Below are 13,616 nucleotides of genomic sequence, written 5' to 3'. Positions count from 1 at the left end.
ACGATCAGGCGCTGAGCAGGTACTGCATGACCATCTTCAGGCTGCGCATGATGGCTTCCTTGTCGAAGTCGTCATTGCGTACCGAGCGGATGATCAGCCCGTCGAAAATGGCGCTGATGATTTCCACCCGCCCGTTCAGTTCCCGTTCATCCTGAACCCAGCCGGTCTGCAGCGCATTGCGCAGCATGTTGCGGAAGCGGGCGCGAACGATGGCATCGGCCTCCGACACCATGGCCGAGACCTTCGGATTGCGCGAGGCCTCGCTGAGGATCTCCAGCCACAGCCCGGCCTCGTACGGGTCGATCGACATTTCGACGCCCTCGTCGACACAGTCGAGCAGATGGCGGAATACGTCCTCGGCGGCCTCGAAGGCCGCGATCTTTTCCAGCATGTCGGCCAGGTCACGCTGGACGATGGCGGCAATGATCGCCTCCTTGTTGGCAAAGTAATGGTAGATGTGGCCAACGCTCATCCCCGCTTCCCTGGCGATGCCCGCCATGCCCGCGCCATGAAAGCCATGCTGCCTGAAACAGTCGGCTGCGGCCTTGATGACCTGTTCCCGCCGACTGTCCGCACAGCACGGCGAACCCGCCGCGTGCATTTCCTTACCTGCCATTCCTCTGTCTCCCGAACATGTTGTACTTGACGCGTGACCGCATTGTAGTGGCAATGCGCCACCACAGGTAAAAAACTAGAATGAACGTTCACTCTAGCGCCAGAAACGGTGCTAGACTGCGCGTCCACCCACTAGTGGAATCGCCATGTCGTGCGATTCAGTCGCAATTAACTCGAACGGCCTGCGCTGCGCGACTCATCGCGCAGGCGCCCGCCATTCCTCTTTTGCCGCGCAGATCCGTGGCAGGGGCCACAGGCCCTCCCCTTGTTGTAGCAAGCGCCGCCCTGGCGAGCAGCCGGCCACCGCGACGCGGTCGTATGAAGCATCAGACAGCAGCCAAAAATAACAATCGCCAATGCCCGCTTGCGCTCATTGGCCAGCTTTCATTCCAGAGAGGTTCCACATGCAGATCAATCGAACTGTCGCGCAGTTGACTGCCGCCGGCATCCTGCTCTCCGGCAGCATCCTGCTGACCGGCTGCGGCAAGAAGGACGCCCCGCCTCCCCCCGGGCCGCAGGAAGTGTCCGTGGTCTCGGTCGTGTCGCAGCAACTGGCCATGACGACCGAATTGCCGGGTCGCACCTCATCGTTCCAGATTGCCGAAGTCCGCCCGCAAGTCGGCGGCATCATCCAGAAGCGCCTGTTCCGCGAAGGCGCCGACGTCAAGGCTGGCCAGCCGCTGTACCAGATTGATCCGGCCACCTATCGCGCCGCCTACGACAGTGCCCGCGCCACGCTGGCCAAGGCCGACGCCAATCTGACCACCGCGCGGCTGAAGGCCGAACGCTACCGCGAGCTGGTGTCGATCAATGCCGTCAGCAAGCAGGAATACGACGACGCCGACGCCGCCTTCAAGCAGGCCGCCGCCGACGTGGCCGGCGCCAGGGCTGCCGTGGAAAGCGCGCGCATCAACCTCGACTACACCCGCGTGAGTTCGCCGATCTCCGGCCGCATCGGCAAGTCGACGGTGACGCCGGGCGCCCTGGTGACGCAGAACCAGGCCGATGCGCTGACCACGGTCCAGCAGATCGACCCGATCTATGTCGACGTGACCCAGTCGAGCACCGAAGTGCTGCGCCTGCGTCGCGAACTGGAAAGCGGCAAGCTGGCCCGCGCCGGCAACGGTGGCGCCCGGGTCAAGCTGCGGCTGGAAGACGGCAGCGACTATGCGCATGAAGGCCGGCTGGAGTTCTCCGACATCACTGTCGACCAGGGCACCGGTGCAATCACCATCCGCGCGGTATTCCCGAACCCGGAACGCAATCTGCTGCCGGGCATGTATGTCCGCGCCGTGCTGGAAGAAGGGGTCAATGACCAGGCGATCCTGGTTCCGCAACAGGGTGTGACCCGCAATCACAAGGGCGAAGCCACCGCACTGGTGGTCGGTCAGGACAACAAGGTCGCCGAGCGCGTGCTGAACGTGTCGCGCACCATCGGCGACAAGTGGCTGGTAAACAGCGGCCTGAAGCAGGGTGACCGGGTCATCGTCGAAGGGCTGCAGAAAGTGCACCCGGGCGCGGTGGTCAAGCCTGTCCCGGCCAAGCCGGCCAAACCCGCCCCGCAAGCCGCGGCCGCCAAGCCGTAAGAGGATTCATTCATGGCCAAGTTTTTCATTGACCGGCCGATTTTCGCCTGGGTCATCGCCCTCGTCATCATGCTGGCGGGCGCCCTGTCGATTCTGAAGTTGCCGGTTTCACAGTACCCGAGCATTGCGCCGCCGTCGGTCACGATCAGCGCCAACTACCCGGGTGCCTCGGCCCAGACGCTGCAGGATACGGTCACCCAGGTGATCGAACAGCAGATGAAGGGGATTGACCACCTGACCTATATGTCCTCGACCAGCGATTCGAGCGGCTCGGCCAGCATCACCCTGACATTCGATGCCGGCACCGATCCCGATATCGCCCAGGTCCAGGTGCAGAACAAGCTGTCGCTGGCGACGCCGCTGCTGCCGCAGGAAGTCCAGCGTCAGGGCATTTCCGTGTCCAAGAGCTCGTCAAGCTTCCTGATGGTGCTCGGCTTCGTGTCCGAAGACGGCAGCATGAGTGGCAGTGACCTGACCGACTATGTGGTCGCCAACCTCCGTGATCCGATCAGCCGGGTCAACGGGGTCGGTACCGTGCAGGTGTTCGGTTCGCAGTATGCGATGCGCGTCTGGCTGGACCCGAACCGGCTCGACAAGTTCAGGCTGACACCGAGCGACATCGCCACGGCGATCACCGCGCAGAACGCGCAGATTTCAGCCGGCCAGCTCGGCGGCACGCCGTCGATTCCGGGCCAGCAGATCAACGCCACCATTACTGCGCAGACCCGGCTGCAGACGGCCGAGCAGTTCGAGCAGATCCTGCTGCGGGTGCAGCCTGACGGCTCCAAGGTATTGCTGAAGGATGTCGCCCGGGTCGAGATCGGCAGCGAAAGCTACGATACCGTCGCGCGCTTCAACGGCAAGCCGGCGGCCGGCGTGGGCATCCAGCTCGCGACCGGTGCCAATGCGCTGGACACGGCATCGGCCCTCGAAGCCAAGCTGGCCGAACTGCAGCCGTACTTCCCGGCCGGCACCAAGGTCGTGATCCCGTACGACACCACGCCGTTCGTGAAAGTGTCGATCCATGAGGTGATCAAGACGCTGGGCGAAGCCATCGTGCTGGTGTTCCTGGTCATGTACCTGTTCCTGCAGAACTGGCGCGCGACGCTGATTCCGACCATCGCCGTGCCGGTGGTGCTGCTGGGCACCTTCGGCGTGCTGGCGGCGGCCGGATTCTCGATCAACATGCTGACCATGTTCGCCATGGTGCTCGCCATCGGTCTGCTGGTCGACGATGCGATCGTGGTGGTGGAAAACGTCGAGCGGGTGATGAGCGAGGATGGCCTGTCGCCACGCGAGGCAACCCGCAAGTCGATGGGACAGATCACCGGCGCCCTGGTCGGCATCGCCCTGGTGCTGTCGGCCGTGTTCGTGCCGATGGCGTTCTTCGGCGGCTCGACCGGCGTGATCTATCGCCAGTTCTCGATCACCATCGTTTCGGCCATGGTGCTGTCGGTGCTGGTGGCCATGATCCTGACCCCGGCCCTGTGCGCGACGCTGCTGAAACCGGTCCAGAAGGGCCACCACATCGTCGATACCGGCTTCTTCGGCTGGTTCAACCGGGTGTTCGACACCGGCACCCAGCGCTATCAGTCCGGCGTGCGCGGCATTCTCGGCCGCAGCAAGCGTTTCATGCTGATCTACGGTGTGATCATCGCCGTGATGGCGCTGATGTTCATGCGCCTGCCGACCTCGTTCCTGCCAGACGAGGACCAGGGCATCCTGTTCAGCCAGATCCAGCTGCCGGCCGGTGCCACCCAGGAACGTACCCTGGAGGTCATCAAGCAGGTCGAACAGCACTTCATGGTCAAGGAAAAGGACGCGGTCTCGTCAGTGTTCGCCGTCGCCGGCTTCAGCTTCAGCGGCAATGGCCAGAACAACGCGATCGCCTTCGTCAGCCTGAAGGACTGGGACCAGCGTGACGGCAAGACCCAGAGCGTGAAGGCTCTGGCCGGGCGCGCGATGGGTGCGTTCTCGCAGATCAAGGACGCGATGGTGTTCGCCTTCGCCCCGCCGGCCGTGGTCGAGCTGGGCAATGCGACCGGCTTCGACCTGCAACTGCAGGATCGCGGCGGCCTCGGTCACGACAAGCTGATGGAAGCGCGCAACCAGTTGCTCGGCATGGCGGCGAAGAGCCCGGCGCTGGCAGGGGTGCGTCCGAACGGTCAGGAAGATACGCCGCAGCTGCGCATCAACATTGACCAGCAGAAGGCCACCGCGCAGGGGCTGAGCATCGCCGCGATCAACGACACCCTGTCGTCGGCCTGGGGCGGCGCCTACGTCAACGACTTTATCGACCGCGGCCGGGTGAAGAAGGTCTATCTGCAGGCCGATGCCCCGTACCGCATGGTGCCGGAAGACCTGAACAAGTGGTTCGTGCGCAATACCCAGGGCGACATGGTGCCGTTCTCGTCCTTCGCCACCGCAAGCTGGGAATACGGTTCCCCGCGTCTGGAACGCTATAACGGCGTGCCGTCGCTGGAAATCCTCGGCGAACCGGCGCCGGGCAAGAGCTCGGGCGAGGCGATGCAGGAAGTCGAGGACATGATCGCCAAGCTGCCCCCGGGCATCGGCTACGAGTGGACCGGTCTGTCGTTCCAGGAACGCATGACCGGCTCGCAGGCACCGGCGCTGTACGCGATCTCGCTGCTGGTGGTGTTCCTGTGCCTGGCCGCACTGTACGAAAGCTGGTCGATTCCGTTCGCGGTGATGCTGTCCGTGCCGCTCGGCGTGGTCGGTGCGGTGGTTGCCACCAGCGTGACCGGGCTGTCCAACGACGTGTACTTCAAGGTCGGTCTGCTGACCACGATCGGTCTGGCGGCGAAAAACGCCATTCTGATTGTCGAGTTCGCCAAGGAGCTGTACGAAGGCGGCATGGGCCTGATAGACGCCACGCTGGAAGCGGTGCGGATGCGTCTGCGCCCGATCCTGATGACCTCGCTGGCCTTCACGCTTGGCGTGCTGCCGCTGGCAATCAATAACGGTGCCGGTTCCGGCGCGCAGAACGCGATCGGTACCGGCGTGGTCGGCGGCATGATTTCCGCCACCGTACTGGTGATCTTCCTGGTTCCGCTGTTCTTCGTGCTGGTCCGCCATCTGGCCGACCGCAAGCGCACGGCCGCGACGGCAACCGAAGCTACCCCATCCCAAGAGGGTCAATGACATGAAGTACGCCCCCCTCTCCGCACTGGCCGCCGCGCTGCTGCTCAGCGGTTGCATCAGCATGGCGCCGACCTACCACCGGCCGGCCGAGCCGGTGGATGCGGCCTGGCCGCAAGGCCCGGCCTACCCGAAGGAGGCGTCGCCGGCCGACGCCACCCCGGCGGCCGATATCGGCTGGCGCGATTTCTTCGTCGATGAGCGGCTCAAGCGCCTGATCGCGCTGGCGCTGGACAACAACCGCGACCTGCGCGTCGCCGCGCTGAACATCGAGAAGGCGCGTGCGCAGTACCAGATCCAGCGCGCGGACCTGTTCCCGTCGATCAACGCCCAGGGCGCCGGCACCGGCCAGCGCACGCCGGGCAGCCTGAGCACCACCGGCCAGGCGCTGACCACGCGTCAGTATTCCGCCGGACTGGGCTTCAGCGCCTATGAGCTGGACCTGTTCGGCCGGCTGACCAGCCTGAAGAACCAGGCGCTCGAGCAGTACTTCGCCACCGAAGCGGCGCGCAACAGCGCACAGATCAGCCTGGTGGCGGAAGTCGCCAATGCGTGGCTGACCCTGTCGGCTGACCGTGAACGACTGCGGGTCGCCGCTGACACGCTGAAAAGCCAGCAGTCGTCGTACACGCTGATCCAGCGTCGCTTCGAGCTCGGCTCGGCCTCGGCGCTGGACCTGCGTCAGGCGCAGACCAGTGTCGATTCGGCCCGGGTCGATATCGCCGGCTTCACCGCTCAGGTCGCCCAGGACGAGAACGCACTGGCACTGCTGGTCGGCATGCCGGTCCCGCAGGATCTGCTGCCGGTCGAATCGGTCGAACGCGTCGCGGCGGTCACCGACATTCCGGCCGGCCTGCCCTCGACGGTACTGGTCCGGCGTCCGGACGTGCTGCAGGCCGAGTACCAGCTGAAAGCGGCCAATGCCAATATCGGCGCGGCCCGCGCGGCGTTCTTCCCGAGCATCACGCTGACGGCATCCGGCGGTACGGCCAGCAACACCCTGTCCGGCCTGTTCAAGGCCGGATCGGGCGCCTGGTCGTTTGCCCCGCAGATCAATCTGCCGATCTTCTCCGGGGGCCGCAACCTGGCCAATCTGGACGTGGCAAAGACCGAAGAGAAGATCGCCGTCGCCCAGTACGAGAAAGCGATCCAGAGCGCGTTCCGCGAGGTCGCCGATGCGCTGGCCCAGCGCGGCACGGTCAATGATCAGCTCGACGCCCAGTCGTCGCTGGTCACGGCCACGGCCGATGCCTACCGCCTGTCGGGCGCCCGCTACGACAAGGGGGTCGACAGCTATCTGAACGTGCTGGACTCGCAGCGCTCGCTGTACAGCGCCCGTCAGGGCCTGATCACCGTGCGCCTCGCGCAGCTGGCCAACCAGGTCACGCTGTACAAGGTGCTCGGCGGCGGGCTCGGTGAAACCACGAAAGTGGCCGCCAAACCCTGAAACGGTCAGCCATCTGCAGAAAAACGCCACATCCGGTCCGGATGTGGCGTTTTTTCATGGATGGCCGGCAGTCAGTTGTAGACCCGCTGCCGGTAGACGATCAGGCCGACGATCACCGCCATCACCGCCAGCAACTGGTAGTAGTCGAGACAGGACATCAGCATCGACTGGCGATCCACGCTTCGCGCCAGCACACTGAGCGCCATCTGCCCGCCCGGGTCGTGCAGGATGCCATCCAGTTGCTCGACCTGCTGCCGGTACAGCGGGTTGAAGAGGCTGAAATTCTCCGACAGCCGGCTGTAGTGCACCGCGCCGCGCGACTGCAGAAACAGCGTCGCCAGCGTGATGCCGAACGACGATGCCAGCTCGCGGATGACATTCTTGCTCTGGTAGGCATGCGAGAACGTGCGCTCGTCCATGTTCATGAACGCGCCCTGTGCCACCGGACCGATAAACAGCGACATGAAGCCGCCGCCCAGCAGCATGGTGACGCCGAACCAGGCCCAGGTCACATCCGGCGAGAAGCGGCTCATCAGCGCCGACGACCCGGCCAGAATCACCAGCCCGCTGAGCATGTAGACGCGGAAACCGGCCTTGATCCGCAGCAGCGTCACGTGCAGCAGGGCGCTGGCCAGACTGCCGATCGACGACAGCGCCGCCAGCCCGCCGGTATTCAGGATGGTGAAGCCCAGCCCCTCATGCGCCAGCTTCGGCATGATGAAGCCGTTGGCGTTGACCACCAGATAGCCGAAGAAATAGCACATCATGCCGATCAGGAAGCGGGCCTGGAACAGCGGCCGGTAGTCGATCAGCGGCCGCGCGTGCCCCATCTGCCGGCGGCAGAACCACAGCACGCACAGCGCACCGGCCACCGACAGCGCCAGCAGCCGGCCGGACTCGCTGAAGAAGTCATAGCGCGAGCGCTGCAGCGCATACTGCAGGCCGATCCCGCCGACGACCACCCAGATCAGCCCGCCCCAGTGCGCCTGGCTCTTGTCTTCCGCCGAGCCGACCTCGGTCGGCATGAACCGCCAGCACAGTACGGCGACCAGCGCCAGCACCGGCAGCATGGACCAGAACAGGTCGCGCCACTGGCCATGGTCGAGCAGCCAGCCGGCCAGCAGCGGCGCCAGCGTCGATGCGCCCAGCAGGGCGATGACGAAGGCCAGCAGCGGCCGCAGCCGGCCCGGGCCGGCGACGGTATTGCACATGACCCGGCCGGCACAGAAGAAGGTCGCGCCGCCCGCGCCCTGCAGCACGCGCCCCAGCACGAATTCCGGCACATTGGCGGACAGGGCACAGACTACGGTGCCGATCGCGTACACCAGCAGCGACACCAGCGCAAAGTCGCGGTAGCCCAGCTGCTCGGCCAGCCAGCGATGCTTGAACAGCATCAGGATGGCGGCCACCGAGTAGGCCATGGCGGCGAAACTGAATTCTTCCGGCGCAGCACCAATGCCGCCGACGATATACGAGGCGGAAAAATTGACCATGCCGTTCTGCAGGAACTCGATGCAGGTCAGGCTGGCGATGAACAACAGGAACAGCGGGCCGGGCAGCGGCTCGCCCGGGGAGGCTGGCTGGGTCATGCGATGGGGGCAATGGGGGAGAAGAGCCCGATTGTAGGAATATCAGCCCAATCACACCAATCGATGCGAAAGATTTACAATATCGACATGGATAATATTCAACATGCGGACTTCCGCCGGCTGGACCTGAACCTGCTGGTCGCCTTCGACGCGCTGATGCAGGAGCGCAGCGTCAGCCGCGCGGCCGAGCGGCTGTATATCGGCCAGCCGGCCATGAGTCATGCCCTGGCGCGCCTGCGCGAGCTGTTCGGCGACGAGCTGCTGTTCCGCAACGGCGCGGTCATGGAACCGACCTCGCGGGCGCTGGAGCTGGCGGCCCGCATCCGCCCGCTGCTGATGCAGGCCGGCACCCTGACCCAGCAGAGCGCGTTCGATCCGTCGACCCTGAACAGTCACGTTCGCATCTCGATGTCCGACCCGCTGGAAGCCATCCTGCTGCCCGGGCTGATCGCCCGCCTGCGCGAGCAGGCCCGCGGACTGACGCTGTCGGTGCAGCCGTCGTCGGCACCGATGCAGCTGGAACTGCTCGATCGCGGCGAGATTCTGCTTGCGGCCGGTCACTTCCCCGAGCTGCGCGATGTGCATCAGGCCGTGCCGCTGCTTGATGTCCCCTACTACGGCATGTTCAATCCGGCCCTGGTGCCGCTCGGCGAGGCGCCAACACTGGAACAGATCCTGTCCGTGCCGCACATTCACACTGCCTACGGCGGCGACTCGCTGGGGATTTTCGACCGGGCACTGAAGCGCCAGGGCCTGCAGCGGCGCATTGTCGTGCGCAGCGCCAGCCTGCTGTCGATCCCGTTCGTGGTCAGCCAGTCGGCACTGTTCGCCGTGCTGCCGGCCATTGCCACCCGCCCGTTCCTGCACCATAGCGAGTTGCGCATCGTGCCGATCCCGCTCGATGGCCTGTCGCTGGCACTGCATGTCGTCAGCCACCGCCGCAATCAGGCCGACCCGCTGGTCGCCTATCTGGCCGGTCTGATCATAGACAGCGGGCGGGAGCTGTTTACATCCAGCTGAATCACTAGCTTCTCCACACCAATTTTATTTAGTCAATACACTATCGGAAAAGATATAAGAAGCCCGGTTTTTCAAATCAAAGGTCAAGCCGTACGCAGTTTGTCCCTGAAAGTGAAAATTATAGTATCGATAGACATTAAGGGTTTCACTGCTGGGTGGAATTCTCCGTGAATATTTATCTATGGTTCCCACGGCCAGTAACGTCCCATCGGGCTGGCTCAGACAAGGCTGGACCCACTTGCCACCGTTCTTGTCCACATGCGTCATGTATAGCATATTGCCTTCAGCACGATGAAAAATCGTCAATGTGCCATCTTGTGGACTGGCGTTCGGTCTCTGCCACTCGAACAGAAGCACTCCGTCCAGGTAATAGCGCGCCGTATCCTGTTCCACGCCATTCGCGGCAGCACGCAGATAAATCAGGCGCCCACCGGCATCGTACCAGTTAGCCAGCGTCGAGCTGGTCTTCAACCATTTTGCAGTAACGGTCTTGACACCATCCTCCATGCCATAATCAAATGTTTTTATATTATAGCTGCCGTGGAGAACAAACTGCTGCTTGCTGACATGTCCTTCGTTATCATTAGTAAAAGCAACGGCATCCGGAAAATAGCTTGTAACAGTCTGACTATTATTGCCAATCTGGAACAACTGGTTGTTGGCATTGTAGCGATAAACAGCATGATTGTAACCATCACTTGTTTCGCTATTGATCTGCGATATATTCCCGGCATGGTCATACAGGAATGACTGGGAAGCAATGGAATTACCGAATTGATCCTGGCAAACCAGGTTTCCCGTCCGGTGCCAGCTGGCAAGTTGTGCGCGATCATTATATGCAAACGAATCCACCCAGCGGGTTCCCCCTCCTCCCAGGCTGGAAGTATACTTCGCCTGCAGCAACAAACCATGGTGGTCATAATTCATGGAAACCGCCATAATCCGCCAGAGCTTGCCGGCTACCGTACCTGCACTGCCCTGCCTCGGGGGAGGCCCCAGCTTCCATTCGGTATGGTTTGTCCTGTTATAATTCCCGTACCCATAATTAATGTCCATGGGTATCCGTTCCAAACCCGGCGAAACGATTCGTGCAGAAGAACCGCGGATATTTCTGATATTTCCATTTATTTCATCACGCATGATAGTTGCTTCGCACAGCAATGCGCCATGCATCGACCAGCTCATCTTCCGTGTCAGCCCCTGCGAGTCATACAGACAGTCGATAACAATCGTGTGTGCCGGCGGCGTCACAGGAAAAGAGAACAATGCCCGCAGCAGCAGGCCTTGCACGGAGCGAGGGGTCTGGACGGAATAGGATCCGAATGCCAGACCGGCCCATCCACCACTGCTGCCGTTCTCGTTGTTGAACTCATCATAGGAAAACGTATGCGTATACTGGTCAGCGCGATGACTTTTCAGCAAGCGGGTACGAATATCATACTCATAAATCCTTGATGCCGATTCCGTACCATCGGCATTGCTGACATCCCGTCTTGTAACATTATCAAGGACGGCATCGTATTGATAGGCCCAGGTTCTTCCGTTGGAAATCTTCACCGTTGACGGGCGAGAAAACATGGCTGAACCAGCATAGTCATATGAGGTACTGACCCCATCCACAATTGAGGATTTCTGCCGTCCCAACCCGTCAAATTCTCGAGTTCCGATCACTTTTTCGTCGATGGCAATCATGCATACTGACTCATCCAGTAAATGAGGGGCGTAAGTCATCGTCTGCCGCCCGCTCGATGACCCTGTTCTGGCCACGGGGCGATCAAATGCGTCATATTCAAAAGATTCGGTTTCCCGGGCTGTTTTGGCATGACGGATCAAGCGTAAAAAAGCATCATAGAACAGGGTTTCGGTCACATCCGCCATCTCCTTGCTGGCTGGACTGCAGATTTCCCGCTTGCTTAGCTCGCCATGGGCATCAAAACAGGTCAGGGTTTTGACGTCACCAGGCTGATGAACCTGCTCAATGGAAAATGTCCCGTCTTCCATTTGAAAAAACTGATAGTCGTCAGAAGAACACCCCGGTTTTTTCATACTAACCAATTCATCATAGACATTATAGTCCGACAGGGTTGTTTTCGAAAAAACCTGCTCTCCTGCATAGTCATATTGCGTTTCTTGTATCAGCTGACCAATTTCGTTATAGATAAAACCGGCCATCAAATAATCCAGCGCCTTTCCATCCCGAATGATATTCACTTCTTTTTTAACCACATGACCGGATCCATCCCGGACAAGGGTTTCACTGAAAGCATCTGTTGTACTCCTGGTGACCTGCTTGCCGGATTGCCACTGATACGTGACATGCACGGTATAACCGTACGGTCGCCCCGGCGCATAAACGGTCCTGATGGTACGCCCGATCTCATCATAGCCATACTCGGTGATCACACCATTTTCATTAACAGCTGACTGAACAAGCCCCGTGGTGTACGCACGCGTCACCACTTCACTTTTGGTCACTTGATCCCAGCCGACAATTTTTTTGGTGACAGACAGCTGTCTGGTATTTTCGTTTCGCTGGTAAATAAAATAAAGTATCGTTGAAAAATAATCATCAGTCGTCAATGATTTGATACTGGATATTTTTTTAATGGTGCACCATAGCTACCATAAGTATGGCTGACCATCGACTGTGCCACGAAAGTGGCCGTACTTTCATTTTGCAGCGCAAACTGTTCGGTTTTCACCATGACCAATGAAGTCGCAGCAATGGATTGATAAGTGTAGCCAAAAATTTTTCTGGGATAATCGCCAGATCCATTGCCTGAAGATATAATCTTTGTTTTAATATAATTGACAAATCCATTTGGATCAGCAGGGCACAACACTTCCCCGTCGCCATTCTTCTCACCCATCACGTCATAATATTCATACCACTCTTTCATTCCATTTTCATCAGTGAATTGAACGAGATTGGCAAATTGATCATATTGACAGGATGTCAGCCGTGAAACGTTACAAGGTGTTCCGGCACGATCACTGCCGGTGCTCACATGGACATTCAAAACAGACAGCATGAAAGTCGATGATTGCGCATCAATACCCTTTCCAGGAACCAATGCATATCCGTATGTGCTGTATTTTCTGCGCGCGGCGCCATCTTCCCTGCCTGGGCGAGGAAAACATTTAACAAGCAGATAGAATTTATTATAATGAAACTCGGTAATCTTGGCCGGCAGAGCCGCATTCCCGATTTTCTCGGTTACTATATACGTATAGTCATCCGGTCGGGATTCCAGATTGTCGGCATCAGAAATCCATGCCGGGCCGTCAGCCCCCCCCAGGTAATTATTTTTTCCATATTCATACGCAAAGTGTACCGCATGCTCTGCTGACTGACGGGAATCAATAAAATCAACAGCCCGGACATCCTGTTTCAGCCCCGATGGCTTTGGCAGGCTTTTATAAGAAATGATATCCTGTTGAACATAATTAACCCAGGCATCCCATTTTATTATTTCCAGATAACTGTCGTTATGAATCGCATACTTCATGCGGCACAGTGATGGCCCTGAGCGAATGGCGACGCCAGTCAGCTGTTCAACACCACTGCTATCGCAGGTAAAGTCCAGCAGCGAGTCCACAACCGATACAGTATGAGTTTTCCCTGTCGCTGTCGTCGCAATTGTTGTCGTAACAAGATTTACGCCTCCATCATCACTGATCACAAACGAAGAATCACTGTTCCAGGCCAGATTGAGACCGAGACCATTGGGCAGTTCAACCCGGGTCGTTCTCCCGTTTTCTATTGTTTCAATGATGCCTTCTTTGCCTACCAGCTGGTATTTATCAGGATTTGCAGAGATTTGTTTGAAATCAAATGTCAATGTCCGCTTGTATTTCAATGTCGCGATGCCATCCTGATCTTCAATCAACTGATAGCGCGCCCCGTTGGAGAGGACCAGTGTCTGAATGGCGTTATTATTTTCATCAACCTCGGCATCGATATGAGAAAGATTAAATTCCCAGCCAACACCAAATCCATAATTCAATGCATTGAACTGGTTGAAGCGAAGGGCTAGCGAGATTTCAGGCCCCTGCAATTTATTACCTGATACGCTGGCCACCGGGATATGGCGAAGATACATTCCACTACATGGATCAATGCCATTTTTCGTCCAGTCCATCAGGCTGAAAATATTGGAATAGAACAGCATACCCCCCCTACCTGATATAGTATTCTGA

8 protein-coding genes are annotated in these 13,616 nt (G+C 59.5%); 4 read left to right on the top strand and 4 right to left on the bottom strand.

Annotation, left to right across the window (positions count from 1 at the left end; translation table 11 throughout):
• Positions 1-4: 4 nt before the first annotated feature.
• Positions 5-601 carry a TetR/AcrR family transcriptional regulator gene (locus Q352_RS0101445; protein WP_028497785.1) on the bottom strand — a complete coding sequence of 199 codons (597 nt, stop codon included), beginning with the start codon at positions 599-601 and terminating at the stop codon, positions 5-7.
• Positions 602-1,019: 418 nt separating this feature from the next.
• Here Q352_RS0101445 and Q352_RS0101440 point away from each other — a divergent pair, with 418 nt between their 5' ends.
• The 3 genes from Q352_RS0101440 to adeC are packed head-to-tail and all read left to right on the top strand — an operon-like array spanning position 1,020 to position 6,807.
• A complete protein-coding gene (locus Q352_RS0101440) occupies positions 1,020-2,201 on the top strand; it encodes an efflux RND transporter periplasmic adaptor subunit (protein ID WP_028497784.1) in 1,182 nt (393 codons plus the stop codon).
• A gap of 12 nt (positions 2,202-2,213) precedes the next feature.
• Entirely contained in the window at positions 2,214-5,363 is a 3,150-nt protein-coding gene (locus tag Q352_RS0101435; RefSeq protein ID WP_028497783.1) for an efflux RND transporter permease subunit, read from the top strand.
• A gap of 1 nt (position 5,364) precedes the next feature.
• Entirely contained in the window at positions 5,365-6,807 is a 1,443-nt protein-coding gene (gene adeC / locus Q352_RS0101430) for an AdeC/AdeK/OprM family multidrug efflux complex outer membrane factor (protein ID WP_028497782.1), read from the top strand.
• A gap of 71 nt (positions 6,808-6,878) precedes the next feature.
• Here adeC and Q352_RS0101425 read toward each other — a convergent pair whose 3' ends face one another.
• Entirely contained in the window at positions 6,879-8,396 is a 1,518-nt protein-coding gene (locus Q352_RS0101425) for an MFS transporter (protein ID WP_028497781.1), read from the bottom strand.
• An 87-nt stretch (positions 8,397-8,483) separates the two neighbouring features.
• On the opposite strand from Q352_RS0101425, the gene Q352_RS0101420 reads away from it, so the two are divergent.
• A complete protein-coding gene (locus Q352_RS0101420) occupies positions 8,484-9,416 on the top strand; it encodes a LysR family transcriptional regulator (RefSeq protein WP_028497780.1) in 933 nt (310 codons plus the stop codon).
• A 24-nt stretch (positions 9,417-9,440) separates the two neighbouring features.
• Here the strand turns inward: Q352_RS0101420 and Q352_RS0101415 are convergent, their stop codons facing one another.
• Positions 9,441-11,996 (bottom strand): RHS repeat domain-containing protein, encoded by a 2,556-nt coding sequence (locus Q352_RS0101415; protein WP_156952447.1) that lies wholly within the window; start codon positions 11,994-11,996, stop codon positions 9,441-9,443.
• Entirely contained in the window at positions 11,993-13,588 is a 1,596-nt protein-coding gene (locus Q352_RS23160; RefSeq protein WP_156952446.1) for a hypothetical protein, read from the bottom strand. The genes Q352_RS0101415 and Q352_RS23160 overlap by 4 nt, the downstream gene beginning before the upstream one ends.
• Positions 13,589-13,616 lie beyond the last annotated feature (28 nt).

The organism is Microvirgula aerodenitrificans DSM 15089, from assembly GCF_000620105.1.
Taxonomy (GTDB): domain Bacteria; phylum Pseudomonadota; class Gammaproteobacteria; order Burkholderiales; family Aquaspirillaceae; genus Microvirgula; species Microvirgula aerodenitrificans.
The sequence above is the reverse complement of the archived record's forward strand: the minus strand, read 5'-3'. Positions and strand labels throughout refer to the sequence as shown.

What these genes read in the sequence shown, in the direction of transcription:
- Q352_RS0101435 (WP_028497783.1), top strand. Translation starts at nt 2,214, where the DNA reads ATGGCCAAGTTTTTCATTGACCGGCCGATTTTCGCCTGGGTCATCGCC.
- Q352_RS0101425 (WP_028497781.1), bottom strand. Translation starts at nt 8,396, where the DNA reads ATGACCCAGCCAGCCTCCCCGGGCGAGCCGCTGCCCGGCCCGCTGTTC.
- Q352_RS0101440 (WP_028497784.1), top strand. Translation starts at nt 1,020, where the DNA reads ATGCAGATCAATCGAACTGTCGCGCAGTTGACTGCCGCCGGCATCCTG.
- adeC (WP_028497782.1), top strand. Translation starts at nt 5,365, where the DNA reads ATGAAGTACGCCCCCCTCTCCGCACTGGCCGCCGCGCTGCTGCTCAGC.
- Q352_RS23160 (WP_156952446.1), bottom strand. Translation starts at nt 13,588, where the DNA reads ATGCTGTTCTATTCCAATATTTTCAGCCTGATGGACTGGACGAAAAAT.
- Q352_RS0101445 (WP_028497785.1), bottom strand. Translation starts at nt 601, where the DNA reads ATGCACGCGGCGGGTTCGCCGTGCTGTGCGGACAGTCGGCGGGAACAG.
- Q352_RS0101420 (WP_028497780.1), top strand. Translation starts at nt 8,484, where the DNA reads ATGGATAATATTCAACATGCGGACTTCCGCCGGCTGGACCTGAACCTG.